This is a genomic window from Nitrosomonas sp. (assembly GCF_022842015.1).
Classification (GTDB): Bacteria; Pseudomonadota; Gammaproteobacteria; order Burkholderiales; family Nitrosomonadaceae; genus Nitrosomonas.
On record NZ_JALHQJ010000042.1, the window covers coordinates 1 to 18,309 of the forward strand.

At 43.1% G+C, this 18,309-nt stretch carries 19 protein-coding genes, 1 pseudogene and 1 riboswitch; of the genes and pseudogenes, 7 read left to right on the forward strand and 13 right to left on the reverse strand.

Features of this window, described 5'->3' with window-relative positions:
* From Q0C11_RS09120 to cobO, 4 genes and pseudogenes are all read left to right on the forward strand, one after another.
* Window positions 1-207, forward strand: a pseudogene (locus Q0C11_RS09120) (CHRD domain-containing protein); the annotation flags it as partial.
* A 68-nt stretch (window positions 208-275) separates the two neighbouring features.
* Window positions 276-495: riboswitch (cobalamin riboswitch) on the forward strand.
* Between the two features lie 136 nt (window positions 496-631).
* Window positions 632-2,494: a TonB-dependent vitamin B12 receptor gene (gene btuB, locus Q0C11_RS09125; protein ID WP_293007241.1), complete on the forward strand. Its 1,863-nt coding sequence runs from the start codon at window positions 632-634 to the stop codon at window positions 2,492-2,494.
* A 14-nt stretch (window positions 2,495-2,508) separates the two neighbouring features.
* Entirely contained in the window at window positions 2,509-3,087 is a 579-nt protein-coding gene (locus tag Q0C11_RS09130; protein ID WP_293007242.1) for a hypothetical protein, read from the forward strand.
* Between the two features lie 4 nt (window positions 3,088-3,091).
* Window positions 3,092-3,697: a cob(I)yrinic acid a,c-diamide adenosyltransferase gene (gene cobO, locus Q0C11_RS09135; protein WP_293007243.1), complete on the forward strand. Its 606-nt coding sequence runs from the start codon at window positions 3,092-3,094 to the stop codon at window positions 3,695-3,697.
* A 137-nt stretch (window positions 3,698-3,834) separates the two neighbouring features.
* On the opposite strand, the gene Q0C11_RS09140 is transcribed toward cobO, so the two are convergent.
* The 10 genes from Q0C11_RS09140 to ccmA all read right to left on the reverse strand — a co-directional run bounded on the left by Q0C11_RS09140 (window position 3,835) and on the right by ccmA (window position 11,639).
* Complete coding sequence (locus Q0C11_RS09140) at window positions 3,835-4,302, reverse strand: peroxiredoxin (RefSeq protein ID WP_293007244.1); 468 nt, start codon at window positions 4,300-4,302, stop codon at window positions 3,835-3,837.
* A gap of 2 nt (window positions 4,303-4,304) precedes the next feature.
* Entirely contained in the window at window positions 4,305-5,630 is a 1,326-nt protein-coding gene (ccmI, locus tag Q0C11_RS09145; RefSeq protein WP_293007245.1) for a c-type cytochrome biogenesis protein CcmI, read from the reverse strand.
* Window positions 5,627-6,127, reverse strand: a complete 501-nt coding sequence (locus tag Q0C11_RS09150) for a cytochrome c-type biogenesis protein (protein WP_293007246.1) — start codon at window positions 6,125-6,127, stop codon at window positions 5,627-5,629. The genes ccmI and Q0C11_RS09150 overlap by 4 nt, the downstream gene beginning before the upstream one ends.
* A 34-nt stretch (window positions 6,128-6,161) precedes the next feature.
* Window positions 6,162-6,692: a DsbE family thiol:disulfide interchange protein gene (locus Q0C11_RS09155; RefSeq protein WP_293007247.1), complete on the reverse strand. Its 531-nt coding sequence runs from the start codon at window positions 6,690-6,692 to the stop codon at window positions 6,162-6,164.
* Complete coding sequence (locus Q0C11_RS09160; protein ID WP_293007248.1) at window positions 6,689-8,743, reverse strand: heme lyase CcmF/NrfE family subunit; 2,055 nt, start codon at window positions 8,741-8,743, stop codon at window positions 6,689-6,691. The genes Q0C11_RS09155 and Q0C11_RS09160 overlap by 4 nt, the downstream gene beginning before the upstream one ends.
* 83 nt (window positions 8,744-8,826) lie before the next feature.
* Window positions 8,827-9,276 carry a cytochrome c maturation protein CcmE gene (ccmE, locus tag Q0C11_RS09165; RefSeq protein WP_293007264.1) on the reverse strand — a complete coding sequence of 150 codons (450 nt, stop codon included), beginning with the start codon at window positions 9,274-9,276 and terminating at the stop codon, window positions 8,827-8,829.
* Window positions 9,260-9,424 carry a heme exporter protein CcmD gene (gene ccmD / locus Q0C11_RS09170; RefSeq protein WP_293007266.1) on the reverse strand — a complete coding sequence of 55 codons (165 nt, stop codon included), beginning with the start codon at window positions 9,422-9,424 and terminating at the stop codon, window positions 9,260-9,262. Before ccmD ends, ccmE begins: the two co-directional genes overlap by 17 nt.
* Window positions 9,425-9,456: 32 nt before the next feature.
* The gene (locus Q0C11_RS09175) at window positions 9,457-10,200 is read right to left on the reverse strand and encodes a heme ABC transporter permease (RefSeq protein WP_293007249.1); all 744 of its coding nucleotides are present in this window, start codon (window positions 10,198-10,200) and stop codon (window positions 9,457-9,459) included.
* A gap of 163 nt (window positions 10,201-10,363) precedes the next feature.
* Window positions 10,364-11,023: a heme exporter protein CcmB gene (gene ccmB, locus Q0C11_RS09180; RefSeq protein WP_293007250.1), complete on the reverse strand. Its 660-nt coding sequence runs from the start codon at window positions 11,021-11,023 to the stop codon at window positions 10,364-10,366.
* 1 nt (window position 11,024) lies between these two features.
* A complete protein-coding gene (gene ccmA / locus Q0C11_RS09185; protein WP_293007251.1) occupies window positions 11,025-11,639 on the reverse strand; it encodes a cytochrome c biogenesis heme-transporting ATPase CcmA in 615 nt (204 codons plus the stop codon).
* Between the two features lie 433 nt (window positions 11,640-12,072).
* Here ccmA and Q0C11_RS09190 point away from each other — a divergent pair, with 433 nt between their 5' ends.
* Window positions 12,073-12,309 (forward strand): DUF465 domain-containing protein, encoded by a 237-nt coding sequence (locus Q0C11_RS09190; RefSeq protein WP_293007252.1) that lies wholly within the window; start codon window positions 12,073-12,075, stop codon window positions 12,307-12,309.
* Between the two features lie 78 nt (window positions 12,310-12,387).
* The gene (locus tag Q0C11_RS09195; RefSeq protein ID WP_293007253.1) at window positions 12,388-13,392 is read left to right on the forward strand and encodes a zinc-binding dehydrogenase; all 1,005 of its coding nucleotides are present in this window, start codon (window positions 12,388-12,390) and stop codon (window positions 13,390-13,392) included.
* A gap of 594 nt (window positions 13,393-13,986) precedes the next feature.
* Here Q0C11_RS09195 and Q0C11_RS09200 read toward each other — a convergent pair.
* The 3 genes from Q0C11_RS09200 to Q0C11_RS09210 form a co-directional block, all read right to left on the reverse strand.
* A complete protein-coding gene (locus Q0C11_RS09200; RefSeq protein WP_293007254.1) occupies window positions 13,987-14,868 on the reverse strand; it encodes an alpha/beta hydrolase in 882 nt (293 codons plus the stop codon).
* A gap of 74 nt (window positions 14,869-14,942) precedes the next feature.
* A complete protein-coding gene (locus tag Q0C11_RS09205) occupies window positions 14,943-15,338 on the reverse strand; it encodes a hypothetical protein (RefSeq protein WP_293007255.1) in 396 nt (131 codons plus the stop codon).
* A 9-nt stretch (window positions 15,339-15,347) separates the two neighbouring features.
* Complete coding sequence (locus Q0C11_RS09210) at window positions 15,348-15,488, reverse strand: hypothetical protein (protein ID WP_293007256.1); 141 nt, start codon at window positions 15,486-15,488, stop codon at window positions 15,348-15,350.
* Window positions 15,489-15,529: 41 nt separating this feature from the next.
* Between Q0C11_RS09210 and rlmKL the strand changes: the two genes are divergently transcribed.
* Complete coding sequence (gene rlmKL, locus Q0C11_RS09215; RefSeq protein ID WP_293007257.1) at window positions 15,530-17,728, forward strand: bifunctional 23S rRNA (guanine(2069)-N(7))-methyltransferase RlmK/23S rRNA (guanine(2445)-N(2))-methyltransferase RlmL; 2,199 nt, start codon at window positions 15,530-15,532, stop codon at window positions 17,726-17,728.
* The last annotated feature ends 581 nt before the right edge of the window (window positions 17,729-18,309 follow it).

Genomic DNA, 18,309 nt, shown 5'->3' on the forward strand with positions numbered 1-18,309 from the left:
TTTGAGCTAATGGATGCTGAGATATTAGCCGATCGCTTTCGTGACGATAGCGCCACCTTCGATCAGTCCTCTGGTAAGCTCAATCTTACCTTTGTCAATATTACCGATGCCAACGGTCAAATATTCACCTATTTTGTTAAGCTACAGCAAGTACCTGAGCAGTCAAACCTGACATTCGAACTCAAACAATTTGAACTGCTTAATTGAAAACAGGTTGCTGCGATGTATGAATAATCCACCAATTTCCTTGACACATCTGCTACAGGTCAGGTAAGTTCCGTCCTCACATTTTAGGTGCTTTCAAGTGCTTTTCTTGAAGGTTAAACGGGAAGCTGGTGCGCTCTGAATAACTTCGAGCAATGCCAGCACTGCCCCCGCAACGGTAAATGAGTAAACCATCTGCTTTATGCCACTGTGCCACAACACGGGAAGGCGCAGATGTGGAATTTATTCCGCTCATGAGTCCGGAGACCGGCCTAAAGTAAACATACTACGGTGTTGCGGAGGGCAATCAGTGGCATTACGATTAGCTTCCCTACAAGCTGTTCTGTTTGTCCATTTTCCGATTCTTCTCTGCATTCCTTTATTTTTAAATTTGACAACGCGCGGGTGTGCGCGAAGGAATCAGATCATGCAAAAATATCGCTTTCCGGCACTGATCGCGCTATGGTTGGGTATCACCACATCAATATTCGCAGCCAATGCGGATCACCAGGAGAAGCCAGTTATTGTCACGGCAACACGCACAGCGCAGACTGCCGATGCTGCGCTAGCTTCGGTAACGGTAATTACCCGCAAGGACATTGAGCGTCAACAAGCACGCTCAATTCAGGACTTATTTCGTGGTGTGCCAGGTGTTAATGTAGTCAATCAGGGCGGGGCCGGTAAAGCAACCTTTGTTCAAATGCGGGGTACCGAGTCGGATCATGTTCTAGTGATGATCGACAACATCAAGGTTGGATCCGCCACGTCTGGCACGACTGCGTTTGAAAACATTCCGATTGAACAGATTGATCGCATTGAAATTGTACGCGGCCCGCGCTCCAGTCTTTATGGTTCAGAGGCAATCGGTGGTGTCATTCATATTTTTACACGCAAAGGTGATGGTACCGGATTGAAGCAAAATTTTGGTTTTGGCGGCGGCAGCTTCGGCACACTGGAAGGCTCCACAGGTTTGTCGTATGGCGGCAAGCAAGGCTGGTTTAATATGACTGCCAGCGGTATCGGTACCCAAGGTTTTAATGCCTGTACCGGCTCTAGCAGTGCTGGCTGCTTTATTAATGAACCTCAGCCCGATCGGGATGGCTATCGCAATGTCGCCGGCTCTGCGCGCGCGGGATATCGCTTTCAGAACGGATTGGAGATAGACGGCAGTTTTATGCAATCTGCCGGAAAATCTCAGTTTGATGGTAGCTTCACCAACAAGACCGTTTTAATGCAGCAGGTTTTAGGTGGAACAGCGCGATACTCCCCGCTGGATTTCTGGCGCATTAATTTGATTGGTGGCCGCAGCCGGGAGGATTCAGATAATTTTCTTGGCACTGTTTTTCAAGATCGGTTTAATACCATACGTGATACGATTTCCGTATTGAATGATTTTACCGTGAACCCTAATCAATTATTGACCATCGGCATGGATTATCAGAAAGACCATGTTAGAAGCACTCAGGATTTTACCGTACATTCGCGTAACAACTGGGGTGTTTTTGCGCAACATCAGGCCACTATTGCCAAGCATGATTTTCAGCTGTCGCTGCGGCATGATGATAATCAGCAATATGGTAGTCGAGTGACAGGCGGAGCTGGCTGGGGCTACCCGCTTACGGAAAACACCCGGTTACTCTTTAATTTCGGCAGCGCCTTTAAAGCTCCAACGTTTAATGAGTTGTATTATCCTTTCTCCAGTAACCCTAATCTGCGCCCGGAGGATTCACGCAGCTATGAGTTTGGCATTCGTGGCAAAACTGATTTGGGCAATTGGTCGTTGAATCTGTTTGAAACCCATATTAAACATCTGATTGCATTTGATGCCGAAACTTTTGCACCTGTCAATGTTGACAAAGCGCGTATCCGTGGATTTGAAGGTATATTCAGCACACAGATCAAAGGCTGGCAATTCAATACCAACCTGACACTCCTGAATCCAGAAGATCGTTCGTCCATTAATCCAGAAAATCCTTTGTCCGGGTTAAATCGCGGTAATACATTGCCTCGACGCGCCGAACAATCATTCCGGCTTGATACCGATCGTCAATTCGGCCAGTACGCGGTAGGTGCGATGCTATTGGTCGAAGGGCAGCGCTATGATAATCTAGCCAATACCCGCAAATTGGACAGCTATGTTAAATTTGACCTTCGCGCTGAATATATCTTTAATAGACATTGGCGTTTGCAGGGGCGTATTGAAAACTTATTTAATGAACGCTATGAAACAGCAGCATTCTATAATCAACCCGGGCGAAATTTCTTTGCCATGGTACGTTATCAACCCTAATTTAGGAGTCAATTATGTTGACTTTATCTACTCGCAGCCAGATAGTAATTGGAATAATGCTGGTAGCTTTGATGATTCTCACACGGAGCCATCATTTTGCCTCGACACATAATATGGCTGATGCATCTTGGGCCATTTTCTTTCTTGCGGGCGTGTATCTGCCTTCCACATGGCCATTATTAGGCTTTTTTGCATTAAGTTGGTGGTTGGACTTTGCTGCGACTAACTGGGGAGGTGTGAGTGATTTTTGCTTGACTCCGGCCTATATTTTTCTGCTACCCGCGTACGCTTCCTTATGGTTGACTGGTCGCTGGTACACCCAACGATATCAGTTCGCACCGAGCACTCTAATGCCACTTTCTATCAGCGTCATCGTCGGTTTAATCTTATGCGGGTTATTCTCTAGTGGTGGTTTTTACTTCTTTTCCGGCCGCATTACAGAAACGAACCTCAATGAATTCGGCGACCAACTGATCAAATACTTCCCGCTCTATATCGAGACATTCGTATTTTATCTGGGTATCGCTGTCGTAATTCACACGCTATTTGCATTGATCTCTCAGCAATTCAGTCCAAGCAACACCACAGAGTGACAACATGGTTGAGCCTGACCGAGTAGAGCGTTACCGTACGCGCATGCAACGTAAAAAAGCAATTATTGATGAGGCAATAGCGCGTGCAGATCGTGAAAAAGGCTTACTGCTGATTCTCACAGGTAGCGGCAAAGGCAAATCCAGTTCAGCCTTTGGCATGCTCGCACGAGCACTTGGACATGGTATGCGGGTAGGCGTGGCGCAATTTATCAAAGGCCGCTCGGATACAGGCGAAGAAGCATTCTTCAGCAAACAAAATAATGTCATCTGGCATGTATTGGGTGAGGGCTTCACTTGGGACACGCAGAGCCTTGAGAGAGACACCGAAACCGCGCAACGTGGCTGGATAATCGTGCAGAAAATGCTGTGCGATCCATCAATAAATTTGATCGTGCTTGACGAATTGACATATCCGCTTAAATTTGGCTGGTTGGATATTACCTCCGTATTAAACGACTTGAAAAATCGCCCGAGCATGCAACATGTTGTTATTACCGGACGCGGCGCACCTGACGCGCTATGTGAAATAGCAGATACGGTCACTGAAATGGCCGACATTAAACATGCTTTTCGTGCCGGTATCCAGGCACAGAAAGGTATCGATCTATAACACTATGAATACGCAAATACTGAAATAGCAAAAGATATTGCCGGAACGGAAAAAACGCTCTATCACGCGTCTGACTTTCCGCACACCGTCAACATAGCTAAGAGACACAGACTTAAAGTAAGTCTCTAGTCAATGAATTATTTGCTGAGTGTATTAATAAACTCTAAAACTTCTTGTACATGCCCGGGTACTTTAACCTCGCGCCATTCTTTTCTCAAAACACCTTGTGTGTCAATTACAAAAGTACTTCGCTCAATGCCACGAACTTGCTTGCCGTACATATTCTTCATTTTCATTACACCAAACAAATCACACACTTTCTCGTCTGCATCACTTAGTAATTCAAATGGAAACTTCATTTTAGCTTTAAAGCCCTCATGCGACTTGATACTGTCGCGAGATACACCAACGATAATACAATTCATCTCTGTAAACAGATGCCAATTATCGCGAAAGTCTTGCCCCTCGATTGTGCATCCCGGCGTGTCATCTTTTGGATAAAAATAGATAATTACATTTTTACCAGTACAATTGGCCAACGAAAATTCTTTATCGCCAGTCGAAGGTAATGTGAAATCCTCTACCGCAAGATTAATTTCCAGCATTTTTATGGTATTTGTTTATCGATCACTATTTCAACATCATTGCTGCCCAGCTTAATCGGTTTGCTAAACCCTTGTAGATCACCACTCGAAGGAACAGCTTGCCCAGATTTAGAAATTCTTGCCTCAATAACAATTTCTGGAAAACTGGACATTTTCATTGTAGGCATCATTGCCATATCGTCTGTCAATGTAAAGGCCGCTGGAAGATCACTTGCTTTCAAGCGTAGTATCGCTAAAGGCATCTTAGGTCCATTACTCGCTCGCGCATAAATAAATAGAGTATCGTTAGGTGCCGCTTTCGTAACCAATTCAGGTTTAATATTTACCTGTCCAGAAACTGAAAGCGCAATTGTTTCTGTTGTATCAACCACAGTATTATTAACTGACTGAATATCTGTTTGCGCCACTGATTCATTCATCACAATTGACTGTTCCGAAGTGCCCTCTTTCCCACCTGAAGACAATAGTTTGGCTTCAGCAATGCTATCCTTGACAGATTTTGCCAGTGGAGAATCAGGAGGTATAGTCTCCAGTAATTTTTCCCAATGTGCCGAGGCTTCATTGTATTTCTCTTGCTCAAATTCCGCATGACCTGCAAGTGCTAATGCTGGCGGAAATTCTGGATCAATCCTAAGCGCCTCATAAAGCAGTTCGGTCGGTTTTCCAGCCAGAGTTCCTTGATTCTTAAGTCCCAACACACGTGCATAGTCACTCAAAATCTGTGGATTATTAGGCACCAATTCCGCCAGTTTTGCGTACGTATTACTCGCTTCCGTATAGCGTTCCATTGCTGTGTAGGTACGACCCAGCATTACCCAACCTTCGATATCCTCTGGATTATTACTCAGTCTAGCAATTAGGGTTTCCAGCGCGGCCGAGAAATCATGACCTGCAAGATCTTCGCCTCCTCCGCCACGATTCATTTGTGTTGCACTGGCAAGCTGTTCCTGCGGCAACAATCCGCGAGTATCACCGATGTTTAAATACAGAAAAACTGCGCCTAGTGGTAACATCAGCGCAATCACCGTTGAAAGTGCAATATTATAAATTTTTTTATTCTTCTGAATAACTACTTCTTCATGTTCAGTAACATCCTGCAACATACGTTGCTGCAACTCCTGCTTGCTCTTGTCATATTGTTCTTGACTTAATATATCGTTTTCCAAGTCTTTATCGAGCTCAACGAGCTGATCACGATAAACCGTAATGTTAACCGCATCATGCTCCAAGTTTTTAAGCTGAGTGTCTTTATTCCGTAATAGCGTTGGAATAATAAATAACAATGCTGTAACAATGAAAATTCCAGAAATAATCCAAAAAGCCGTCATACGTTCTTACCTTTTTTATCCTCATTCAGTAACGCTTCCGCTTCTTTAAGCTGTTCTTGCGAAAGCGATACATCTTCTATTTGTAAACGTCGACGCTTCAAATAAACAATCAACGAACCCAATCCGATCGCAAACAAAATAGCCGGGCCAAACCATAACAGGATTGTCGTCGGCTTCATAGGGGGATTATAAAGAACGAAATCCCCATATCGATCAACTAGAAACTGCACAATCTCTTTATCCGTTTTGTTGTCCTTTATTTGCTCACGAATTTCACGACGAATATCATTAGAAAATTCCGCTCTGGAGTCTGCAATGGATTCGTTCTGACAAACCAAGCAGCGTAAGTCTACGGTCAATGCCAGCATTCTTTTTTCAATATCTGGATCTTCAGCGACAGGTATAGCTTCTTTTGCCCATGTGCTAAGTGGAAAAACTGAGAACAGTACAAAAACAAAAATAGTAACTTTTACTACATCACTGAATTGACGCATCATGAAGAATGGACCCTTACATTTAATTTACAAGCTCTTATGCTTGCTTTTGTAATTCTTTAATTAGAGGAAGAATTGTTTTTTCTAGTGAATCTACTGTCACCGGCCCAATTTGCTTATGCCTGATAATTCCTTGCTTATCGATTACATAAGTTTCCGGAACACCATAAACACCATAATTAATTCCAACCTTTCCATCAGTATCTACAATACTTATAGCATAAGGATCGCCATAGCGTTTTAACCATTGCAATGCTGTATTACGTTCATCTTTATAATTAAGACCGTAAATTGGAATAATTCCCGAATTAGCCAATTGCACCAACAAAGGATGCTCGTCTCGACACGCAACACACCAAGACGCCCACACATTAAGCATCCAGACCTTGCCGAGATTATCCTCTGAAGACATTATTTTATCGGGCTCATGCAGTTGGTTGAGCTGAAATTTTGGTGCCGGTTTATCTATCAGCGGTGAAGGCACTTGCCGAGGATTTAATGTCAAACCAACTAGCAAAAAAACTGCTAACACCATGAAAATAGCTAAGGGCATCAAATACCGCATCATACTTTAGTTGTCTCCGTAGCCAACTCAACTTTAGTTGTTGCAGATGCAACTGCTGCAGGAGTACCTTCCGCTTGCCTTTCTGATTCAGCAACGTTCACCGCTGAAGATTCCTTTTTGGTAATCTTCAGGCGATAACGACGATCGGTGATTGAAGTAATACCACCCATCGCCATCAATATACACCCAAACCATATCCAATCGACAAACGGCTTATGATAAGCACGAACCACCCACGCACCATTCGATAGAGGCTCACCCAGAGCAACATAAAGATCACGAAAAAAACCTGTATCGATCGCCGCCTCAGTCATTGCCATACCCGAAGCATTATAGGTGCGCTTCTCTGGATATAAATTGCGAACAAACTGATCATCTTTGAAAACAGAGATATCCCCTTTGATTGCTTTATAGTTTGGGCCAATGACATCACTGGTGCCATTAAACTGAAAAACATAACCACCAACCGTCACTTTACTACCAATTTCCATACGAACATCTTTTTCAGTTTCATAACTGTTTACTAACGTTACGCCAATAATAAATATCGCCACTCCAATGTGTGCGCAATGCATTCCGTAATAACTTCTTGATTGCTTAGATAGTTTGGTCAATAAATTGCCCTCACCAGAGTTATTCAGGCGATGTTTTAAATTAACAAATGCGCAAACAATAATCCAGAATGCTAACAATAAGCCAAAACTCACCATTGGCTTCCATTCGCCCATAAAAAACGGTGTAATCAGCGCAGAAACCACACTAATCCCAAACGCCCAGCGTAACCGAATAGCCAACGCAGGCAAACTCATCTGCTTCCAACGTGAAATAGGCCCAATACCAATCAAGAAAATCGCTGGTGTCATGATAGGTACAAAAACTGCCTCAAAGAATGGAGGGCCTACCGATAGCTTACCCAAACCAAGAGCGTCGATAATCAATGGGTAAAGCGTTCCCAGCAACACGCTTGCCGCTGCAACTAGTAACAATATATTGTTGGCCAACAGCATTGATTCGCGTGAGAGTATATCAAATTTACCTCCTAAGCCTACTTTTGGCGCACGCCATGCAAACAATAACAAAGCACAACTAATCACAATCACAAGAAAAGCAAGAATAAATACACCACGCGCAGGGTCGGTTGCAAATGCATGAACAGAAGTTAAAACTCCCGAACGCACTAAAAATGTTCCCAGCAAACTCAGCGCAAATGTACTAATTGCCAATAAGACTGTCCAACTTTTGAAACTACCCCGTTTTTCAGTAACCGCCAGTGAATGAACTAAAGCCGTACCGACCAACCACGGCAGGAACGACGCGTTCTCCACTGGATCCCAAAACCACCAACCACCCCAACCTAATTCATAATACGCCCACCAGCTACCGAGCATAATCCCAATCGTTAGAAACACCCAGGCAATAATCGTCCACGGTCGTGACCAGCGTGCCCACGTCGCATCCAGCTTTCCACTCAATAATGCAGCGATAGCAAAAGCAAAAGCTACAGAAAATCCCACATACCCCATATAGAGCATAGGTGGATGCACTACCATACCAAAATCTTGCAACAGAGGATTCAAATCGCTTCCTTCCGCTGCAGCGGGTAATAGACGATCAAAGGGATTTGAGGTAAACAACATGAATACCAAAAAACCAATACTAACAAGGCCTAAAACTCCAATGACTCTTGCAACAACATCATCTGGTAACTGCTTGCTAAAAACACTGACCGCAACAGACCAACTGGCAAGCATCAAAACCCATAGTAATAAAGAGCCTTCATGAGATCCCCACGTTGCTGCCAACCGATATTGAAATGGCAATTCGGTGTTCGAATTATTAGCTACGTTCAAAACAGAGAAATCACTACTGACAAAGGAATATGCCAAACAAAAGAATGCAATCAACACAAAGACAAATTGTCCCTGAACTACTGGTTTTGCCAATGCTATCCAAGAAGGAATGCCACGCGCCGCACCAATAATAGGTAACGTTCCTTGTAAAGTGGCTAAGAGGAGAGCAAGTATTAAAGAAAAATTACCAATTTCTGGAATCATGATTATATTTATATAAAAATTAAAAATTACTCAGGATTAAAAATTGAACTTCTCAGAGAAGATTAACTTATCTGAGAAAACTTTTATTGCACCAGAGATGCTTTTTGTGCTTTAGCAGCCCTCTCTAGGGCTTCGGCAGCTTCAGGCGGCATATAGTTTTCATCGTGCTTGGCAAGAACTTCATCAGCCAAAAAAATACCTGCATCGGATATTTTTCCTTGTGCGACAACACCTTTACCTTCCCGAAATAGGTCAGGCAAAATACCTGTATATACAACAGGTATTGTTTCTGCTGTATCTGTCACAGCAAAATGCACTGTAGTCGACCCATCATCACGTTTAACACTGCCTTCTGCGACCAACCCACCAATGCGAAAACTTTTACCAATTGGCGCTTCATTTGCAATCACTTGAGATGGGCTGAAGAAAAACACCAAATTACTTTGAAAAGCATTCAATACCAAAATTGCTGCGACTCCTAATGCAGTAACTCCAGAGACTATCATTGCAAGCTTCTTATGACGTGGTTTCATTTTTTGTCTCATTATTATCTAAGTCTTCGATGTGACTATATTGTTTTTCTAAAGTTCGTCGACGATTTGAAATTAACAGGATTTCACCTGCTATACATATGAAAGTTACAACATATGATCCCCAAACATAGAGTCCATATCCTCCCATTGAGAAAAACTCTGACCAGCTTGACCAAATCACTATATAGCTCCTTTCTTATGCAGTTCTGCTACCCAGGCTGTATGGCTTTCTCGCTCAAGAATGATAACGCGTGTACGCTTTAATATTACTGCGATGGAGTACATCCAGCTAGCTAACACCATAATTAGCATACCGGTCAACATGGTCGTCGCCATCGCTGGGGCTTGATTAAGGCTTACCGATGCACCTTGATGTAAGGTATTCCACCATTGCACTGAAAAATAAATAATCGGTATATTAATAACGCCGACCAATGCAATGATTGCGCCCGCTTTATCAGCACGTCGCGGATCGTCAATTGCTGCTTGTAAGGACATAAAGCCAATATAAAGAAAAAACAAGATTAACTCAGAAGTCAATCGCGCATCCCATACCCACCACGTTCCCCACATAGGTTTGCCCCATAACGCACCAGTCCATAGCGCAATAAAAGTAAACATGGCTCCTGTTGGCGCAATTGCAGTTGCAAACATAGAGGACAATCTTGTATTAAAAGCCAATCCGATACCCGCCCAAAATGCCATCACGACATATAGAAACATTGACATCCATGCCGCAGGTACGTGTATGAAAATAATTCGATAAGCTTCACCTTGCTGAAAATCGGTTGGCGCAACAAAAAAACCGACATAAAGCCCTACTACCAATAATATTACCGAAATAAAAACAAATACCGGAACCATTTTTCCCGCCAATAAATAAAAGCTAGCAGGAGAAGAATACTTGAACCAATTAATCGCCATATTTAATATTAAAATTCTTCATGTTAATTTCCATCCCTCAGCTATCCCCAATTTGGGCAGTCAGTAATTTTATACCAAAAAATCAGAAATTATATAAAAGGTGTAATAAATTACCCTCAATTGATCTCGAGATATTGAAACAAACTCAAAAACAATCTCTCAGTTATTCTAAAGAAACTCGCAAGGACAAAGCAGCAGCCCAAGGCGCAAATACAATCGATACTAATAGAAATGCACCAATCAATGATAAATGCGCATCAAACGCGACCCCTGCCATATTGGCCTCAACCGCGCCAGCACCAAAAATCAGCACAGGAATATAAAGCGGTAACACCAATAGCGAAACGAGCACCCCACCTCCTCGTAATCCTAAGGTCAAGGCCGCACCGATTGCTCCAATCAAGCTTAAAACCGGCGTCCCTAATAATAAAGCCGCTGTTAAAACAAGTAACGCATCGGTTGGTAAATCGTACTGAATACCCAATACTGGTGCCATTAAAACCAGTGGCACCCCAGTTACCAACCAATGTGCAAACGCCTTACCAAGCACTAACAGCGATAGTGATTGAGGTGATAACAGCATCTGTTCCAATGTGCCATCAACATAATCATTTGAAAACATTCTTCCCAGCGATAACATCGAAGCCAATAAAGCTGCGACCCACACTACACCGGGCGCCATCGTACGCAACATATTCATTTCGGGCCCAACACTTAGAGGAAATAGGCTTACTACGATGATGAAAAAAAACAACGTAGTCAACACATCTGATTGACGCCTCATTGCCAATAATAAATCGCGTTTAATTATCCACATAAACATATTAAGCCAAATGCAACTGCATTATTGATGTTGCTGTCACCTCAATTTCCTGATGTGTTGTCATCACAATCACGCCACCTCTTTGCAAATGCTGCTCCAGTAACTTTTGAATCAATTTAACAGCCATGACATCTAGCGCGACTAATGGCTCATCGAGGATCCATAATGTGGTACTACAGACCAGTAATCGCGCTAAAGCAACGCGACGACGCTGTCCTTGCGATAAAACCTTAACGGGTAAAGCTTCCCTTCCTCTCAGCCCCATATGCTTCAGCGCATCACTGGCCTGACTCATACTAATTTCTGAACCTGCCAACGCACTTGAGATGCGTAAATTCTCAATAACCGTTAAATCATCTTTGGTACCACTCAAATGACCAATATAGGTTACTGCAGCAAAATAATCTCCACTTAGCGATCGGATAGAAGTACCACGCCAGAGAATTTCACCAGCAGCAGGATTTGACAACCCACATAGCATACGCAATAAGCTGGTCTTGCCACTGCCGTTAGGACCACGAACTTGCAGCAAACTACCAGCTTCGAGAGAAAAATTGATGTCTTTGAATAGTTCGCGATCACCGCGAATACAGGCAAGATTAATCCCTTGCAACATTGTTTGAACCTTTCGGTAACATAAACGTAAAATTATAGCGCATCGAGGTTCAGTCCGCTTACTCAAAAGAATCTATGTAACTTCCAATATGCTTGGTTCTAGCAGAGCTGTAGCTTTCAATTCAAAATTTATTTCTTAAGATTCTACGTATGTTTTGGATAAGATCGAGTCTATTTATAACTTAGGGCGTTCACTATTTATGCAATCTATGTACAAATTTCCTGTAAATCCTGTTTCACCCTTTAGGAAATTAAAAGATGGCTTGCAAAGTCTAACTGCATATCAGTAAACTTTAAATCACGTGAAAAAAAATGTGAAGGCTTCGAAAAAAAACTCTAATACACCACAGCATAGCAATTCACTAAACAATCATAATCTTTATAGTATAAAACTTATAATTTTACGTCCATATAGCTAGTGTAAGGAGCCAGCCATGATAGAGAAACATGATTTACACCACGAATTTCCTGAGTATTACGATCGCATTCATGAATTAAAAACTCATGATAGTCACTTCGCCCGCCTGTTTGACGAATACCATGATATCAATCGCGAAATTCTCAGAATCGAAGAAGGTGTCGAAAACACCGCTGACGAGTATCTGGAAGAATTGAAAAAGAAGCGTTTATTACATAAGGATAAACTCTACGGCATGATTACCAATAATTAATGTAATACACGGCATTAATTTTTAAGAACTATGGCTTTGTATAGGTCTCTAGCAATCAACCATATGTCGGAGCAAAAGATGAAAGCAGTTTATTTTGACGCAGGTGGTTCAGCGGATAGTTTGTGTTTTGGAGATATTGCACTATCATCAAGTCATTGCGATGAAAATCAAGTCTTAGTTCGCATCAAAGCAATTGGTATCAACCCAATCGACTGCAAAATTCGCACAACTCCCGAGCGATTTCCGGTCACTTTTCCAGTGATACCCGGATGCGATGGGGCCGGTATTGTTGAAGCCGCAGGAATGCGAGTGAATAAATTCAGACCCGGCGATGAAGTCTATTTTTCACAACCCGGCTTTAACAATCGCCAAGGCACTTATGCCGAATACGTGCATGTCGACGCCAATTTACTTGCATTTAAACCGCGTTCACTATCCTTCGAGCAGGCCGCTGCTGCACCGTTGGTTTTTATTACCGCATGGGAAGCATTGCATGATCGTGCACGCATCACTCAAAATCAAACTATATTAATTCATGCCGGTGCCGGTGGCGTTGGTCATGCCGCTATTCAATTAGCCAAGTTGGCCGGAGCCCGCGTCATCACCACAGTAAGCACTGAAGAAAAAGTAAATTTTGCAAAACGCCTAGGTGCAGACCTGATCATCAATTACCGTACGCAGGACATAGTTGCAGAGGTACTGCGCTGGACAAACGATAATGGCGTGGATATTGTGCTTGATACCGTAGGGCCGAAAATACTACAAAGCTGTTTTCGTTGCGTCAAACCCTACGGTGATGTCGTAACCATTCTGCAATCCGCGCCGGATACTGACTGGGGAGAGGCTCGTTTGCGCAATATCCGCTTCAGTCTTGAATTAATGTTGACACCAGTTTTGCTCGAACTGGAAGATGCGAAACGTCATCAAGGCGAAATACTGCAACAATGCGCGACATTGTTTGATGCCCATAAATTACAGGTGGAAATTGCGCGTACTTTTACGCTGGCAGATGCTGCTGCAGCACAGCGCTTTCTTGAACAAAACCAATTCATTGGAAAACTCATACTGACAGTTAACTCGTAGAATAAATGAAGTTTCTCTAAAAATATGGACAAGCAATGAAACGTGAAATCATGCAAAAGTGGAGCAATGGGATACGCAAAGAACGACAATAACTCTCACAGATTCCAGTCCACCATTAACCGCTCTGGTTTTGGAATTCCGCTCACCACTGGAGATATTTGCCCTTCTCAACGGGCCTTTGTCCGCGCAAAGATCTCAGTATAATTTGCAGTCCCTTTTTTCGAGTTATTGCCTTATTTGTCATATAGTTTCTTCAATTACCCACAATTTCTGTGGATAACTTTGTGAACAACTCTTTGTTTGACTGGCTAACCCGAATATTTCTAAGGATTTTTCTTGGACTGATTAATAAGTTAACATTATTATTATGGAACATTTATCATATGGTTACGAAATATTCCTCAGCTTGACATTAAGTCATTTCTAGTAGCTACTGTAGCTTTCCAGAATTGTGGACGATTTAGAATGTCAAGAAATATTTTCATATGCTAAAGTGGATATCCCTAGCAAAAACTGACAAAACAACCACCGCCTAAAACTGGTGGCTTTAACTTTATGATAAGCAATAATAGTTAACTTTCTACTCGGCTACAATTACAATCCAGACTGTGCATTATGCGCTTCAGCATCCAAAAATTCCTGCAAATAAGGTAATACCAATGATGGTTCTTCTTCTTGAACAGCATGGCCGACATCGCTAAGGACAATCAGTTTTGAGTTGGGCAAATTCTCATGTAGACGCTCACCAATTGCCAGTGGCACAATTTCGTCGTTACTGCTCCATATGATTAACGTAGGGAGGGTCAAACTAGCATAGTTTTCTGAGAATTGCTGTAAATCTTCTGGCAGCATCTGCCGCACGCTGGCAAGCGTTGCGTATTTTGCATTGGGCTTGCTGAGATTTTTGGCATAGTGGTCGATGGCACTTTGCGGAATCATAGCATCGTTAAAATACACTTTCTTCAACAGGCTTTTCACCTGGATAGAATTTGGAATAGCGTAAATCACTAGTGGCCCCAATACTGGAGTAGCCAATATTTTCACGAACCCTGGCAATTCTTGTGGGTAGGCAATGCTGTCTATTAACACCAGACTGCGCTGTAGATTCGGATGCGATGAGACTAAAAATATCGATGTGGCCAGTGCTACCCCGCCACCATAAGAATGACCGATAATATGAAAATTCTTCAGGTCGTTTTCGAGGATAAAATTCCTTACCAATCTTGCCTGCTCATAAACAGAGTAAGCGTTATCACGCGGTTTGGGCGATTCGCCAAAACCTTTCAGATCAATAGTAATTACTCGGTATTTCTGCGCCAAGGGTTCAATAATATGTCGCCAGCTATAACTACTAGCGCCGAAACCGTGAATTAGAAGCACCGGATCGCCTTCGCCGTAGCTTTTAGACGTCAGTTGCAGTTCACTAATCGTCCCTGAATTACGATATTGTGACCAACCCGGAATATCTTTGTCCATGACTGCACAGCCACCAAGACCGAGATTTGCAGACAAAAAGGCAAAAACGAAAACTCTGATTGGAGAATCCCTCATCAATTAAAAGACCGGATAAGAATGACCATATCAAATATACCGCCAGCAGCAAAAGAAATTGCTCCGAAAATAGGAAGTACCGCAATAACCCGGCAGGCTATTTTTAAATGCTCAGCTTCTGCAGTATTTTCAATCTTCATGTGGCGCGGGATAGATAGGATTACATAACTAATCAAGACAAGAAAGATGATATTTCCAATGGTAAGGGGCAGAAGATTGGTAAAATAGATTTCTATCGGCCCCAGTGTTTTCTCGGCGCAGTATCCACACTCATCAATCAGCTCAAATATCAAGTCACGCCGTGCATTAATGGTTTGAAAAAAACTCAGTGTCGTGTTCACAGCTCCCCATAAAGCTGCCAGCAAAACAATTGGAAGTCCCAGTCTATCCATCATTGCTCCTTTTCAACCAAAAGGCTCAGGAAGTGCAAGTAAATCTAAAAGCAACCATACATAGAGATTATCACGGCGATGTTTAAAAAGAAATTCGATTTCTTTTAAATACAGGCCAGAGATTAAGCAAAAAACTGCGCGACGAGCATACATTCGAGTATCCTACGGGGTTATTCCATAATCAGTTACAAATTATGACGCAATACCAACTCTTTGCTACCACGCCGAAAGCGATGGAAGGCATTCTCGCTAACGAAATCAGTGCTCTCGGTGGGCAAGATATACATCAGAAATTAGCTGGCGTGTCTTTTCAGGGTGATTTGACTCTGGCCTATCAAGCCTGTTTGTGGCTGCGTACTGCCAACCGAGTTTTGTTATTGCTCAGCAGTTTCGAGGTTAAATCCCAACAGGATCTTTATGATGGTGTCCAACGTATCGACTGGTCCGAGCATTTGGGTACTAATGACAGTTTAGCGGTATCATTTAGCAGCAAAAATAATCCGGCAATCGATAACACTCACTTTGGTGCCCTTAGGGTAAAAGATGCTATCGTCGATCAAATGCGTGCCAAGTTTGATAGTCGACCTAATGTCGATACCGAATATCCCAGCATTCGCGTCAATGTCTATCTGCATAACGAAATTGCACAGTTGAGTTTGGATTTATCCGGGGAAAGCTCTCATAAACGTGGATATCGTGACATCAATATTGCAGCGCCACTCAAGGAAAATCTTGCAGCTGCGATTTTGCTACGAGCAGGTTGGCCGGAAATCGCCCGGCAAGGCTATTCACTACTCGATCCAATGTGCGGTTCTGGTACGCTATTGATAGAAGGTGCGCTGATCGCAAGTGATATCGCGCCGGGTTTGCAGCGCGATTATTACGGCTTCCTGGGTTGGAAGCAGCACGATACTGCACTGTGGCAAAACATTTTGAAAGAAGCGCAGCAGCGCCGTGAGGTGGGTCTAGTCAAATTGCCGGTGATCGTTGGTTTTGATCAGGATCGCGATAGCGTCAATGCCGCATTGCAGCATATTGAAAACGCAGGATTGTCAGGCAAGATTCACATCGAGAAGCGTGATATCGCGGATGCATCTGCGGCGATAAGTTGGCCAAAAGGATTGATTGCCTGCAATCCGCCGTATGGCGAACGTCTCGGTGATGAAGAACAAACCGGAATGTTATACCGCGAGTTTGGAGAGGTATTGAAGCAACATTTTACCGGCTGGCAAGCAGCAATCATTATCGGCAATCCAGAGCTTGGTTTCAGATTGGGAATACGCTCGCACAAACCGATCACGCTATTCAATGGTGCGCTGGAGTGTAAGTTGCTGCGATTCACCATCGAGGAAAAATCTTTCTTTGAACCTAAAACCAAATCTCAGCAGGAACGCATTGAATTCATCAACCGCCGTGCCCAGGCCGGGCAATCCGACAGCCAGGCGGAAATGTTCGCAAACCGCCTGCGCAAGAATCTAAAAAAACTGGCCAAATGGGTCAAGCAGAATCAAGTACATTGCTACCGACTGTACGATGCCGATCTACCGGAATACGCGGTGGCCGTGGATGTTTACCAAGGCGAACTAACCTGGGTCAACGTCCAGGAATATGAATCTCCCAAAACGATTGACCCCATCAAGGCTAATCAGCGACTGGCCGGAGTGATGGCAGAAATACCCAAGGCGTTGAAAATTCCTTCCGAACAAGTATTTTTAAAAATACGCCGAATACAGAAAAACACCGATCAATATCAAAAACAGGGCGATTCCCGTCACTTTCATGTCGTGCAAGAAGGCAGTTGCAAATTCTGGGTGAATTTTGAGGATTATCTAGATACCGGACTGTTTCTCGATCATCGTCCAATGCGTTTGCTGATTCAGCAGCAAGCCAAGGGTAAACGTTTCTTAAACTTATTCGCATATACTGGCAGCGCCACAGTGCATGCAGCGATCGGCGGTGCGGAATCGAGCATCACGGTGGATATGTCTAATACCTATCTGGATTGGGCTAGGCGAAATTTTCACCTCAATGACATCAGCGATGACAAACACCAGCTGATTCGAGCTAATTGCACGGACTGGTTGGCACAACAGGCTCAAGCAAAGCACAAGCTGCTATTTGATCTTATCTTTCTCGATCCTCCCACTTTTTCCAATTCCAAGAAAATGGATGAAATCTTCGATATCCAGAAAGACCACATATCGCTGATCCGCAATTCCGTAGCCTTACTGGCACCAGGCGGAACATTGTATTTCTCGACCAACTTCCGTCGTTTTAAATTAGACAAGGAGATATTAAGCGATTTGATCATTGAAGATATCAGCGCAGCGATGATCCCCGAGGATTTTGCGCGCGACGCCAAGATACATTATTGCTGGAGAATTTCTCGCTAAACATTCAACATACATTTGAAATCAGTTGAATTTCCTCAGAACGAAGTACTTCAGCATGAAAGCCAAGAGTTGATTAGGCAATCTCTAAGTAGTCGCCTCTGAAAAAGTATCGAGCAACAATTATTTCATGGGCGACTAAATACGGATATTGGCAAGTATTTTCAGCATTATCTTGTCGCTTTGCAATATCCTGTATCTCTTTATATTTTTTTAGTTAACGCCATACGCTAGCGCGAAATTCATAAATATTCTATTGGCCTCCGGTATTTCTGCTGCCATAAAACATCGAAGTAATACTCTTACAAGTAAAAATACTCCTACATATGCCAGGACATATTCAGTACAGTACAACTACAAAATTAAGGCAGCCTGTCACTTATCGCCTGAGAACTATAAGAATATTATTCGACTGTCAAAGCGTAGGGGCGAATGAATAACCCCGCAGCAAGCTACGGGGTATCAACAGAGATATAATTTCAATTGTTCGCTGCAAGCAGCGGGGAATTAGACCCAGTAGAGATTAAAAATAGCAAATTGAAGAGCATTATTATATATGGACCATAGAACGATGCGATTTGTCA

Excerpts from the sequence above, each read along its gene's own strand:
- cobO (WP_293007243.1), top strand. The coding sequence starts at position 3,092 with ATGGTTGAGCCTGACCGAGTAGAGCGTTACCGTACGCGCATGCAACGT.
- Q0C11_RS09205 (WP_293007255.1), bottom strand. The coding sequence starts at position 15,338 with ATGATGGATAGACTGGGACTTCCAATTGTTTTGCTGGCAGCTTTATGG.
- ccmA (WP_293007251.1), bottom strand. The coding sequence starts at position 11,639 with ATGTTGCAAGGGATTAATCTTGCCTGTATTCGCGGTGATCGCGAACTA.
- Q0C11_RS09210 (WP_293007256.1), bottom strand. The coding sequence starts at position 15,488 with ATGTATGCTCGTCGCGCAGTTTTTTGCTTAATCTCTGGCCTGTATTTA.
- ccmE (WP_293007264.1), bottom strand. The coding sequence starts at position 9,276 with ATGAAACCACGTCATAAGAAGCTTGCAATGATAGTCTCTGGAGTTACT.
- rlmKL (WP_293007257.1), top strand. The coding sequence starts at position 15,530 with ATGACGCAATACCAACTCTTTGCTACCACGCCGAAAGCGATGGAAGGC.
- Q0C11_RS09195 (WP_293007253.1), top strand. The coding sequence starts at position 12,388 with ATGAAAGCAGTTTATTTTGACGCAGGTGGTTCAGCGGATAGTTTGTGT.
- Q0C11_RS09140 (WP_293007244.1), bottom strand. The coding sequence starts at position 4,302 with ATGCTGGAAATTAATCTTGCGGTAGAGGATTTCACATTACCTTCGACT.
- ccmB (WP_293007250.1), bottom strand. The coding sequence starts at position 11,023 with ATGTTTATGTGGATAATTAAACGCGATTTATTATTGGCAATGAGGCGT.
- Q0C11_RS09190 (WP_293007252.1), top strand. The coding sequence starts at position 12,073 with ATGATAGAGAAACATGATTTACACCACGAATTTCCTGAGTATTACGAT.
- btuB (WP_293007241.1), top strand. The coding sequence starts at position 632 with ATGCAAAAATATCGCTTTCCGGCACTGATCGCGCTATGGTTGGGTATC.
- Q0C11_RS09155 (WP_293007247.1), bottom strand. The coding sequence starts at position 6,692 with ATGATGCGGTATTTGATGCCCTTAGCTATTTTCATGGTGTTAGCAGTT.
- Q0C11_RS09175 (WP_293007249.1), bottom strand. The coding sequence starts at position 10,200 with ATGGCGATTAATTGGTTCAAGTATTCTTCTCCTGCTAGCTTTTATTTA.
- ccmI (WP_293007245.1), bottom strand. The coding sequence starts at position 5,630 with ATGACGGCTTTTTGGATTATTTCTGGAATTTTCATTGTTACAGCATTG.
- Q0C11_RS09200 (WP_293007254.1), bottom strand. The coding sequence starts at position 14,868 with ATGGACAAAGATATTCCGGGTTGGTCACAATATCGTAATTCAGGGACG.
- Q0C11_RS09160 (WP_293007248.1), bottom strand. The coding sequence starts at position 8,743 with ATGATTCCAGAAATTGGTAATTTTTCTTTAATACTTGCTCTCCTCTTA.
- ccmD (WP_293007266.1), bottom strand. The coding sequence starts at position 9,424 with ATGGGAGGATATGGACTCTATGTTTGGGGATCATATGTTGTAACTTTC.
- Q0C11_RS09150 (WP_293007246.1), bottom strand. The coding sequence starts at position 6,127 with ATGATGCGTCAATTCAGTGATGTAGTAAAAGTTACTATTTTTGTTTTT.
- Q0C11_RS09130 (WP_293007242.1), top strand. The coding sequence starts at position 2,509 with ATGTTGACTTTATCTACTCGCAGCCAGATAGTAATTGGAATAATGCTG.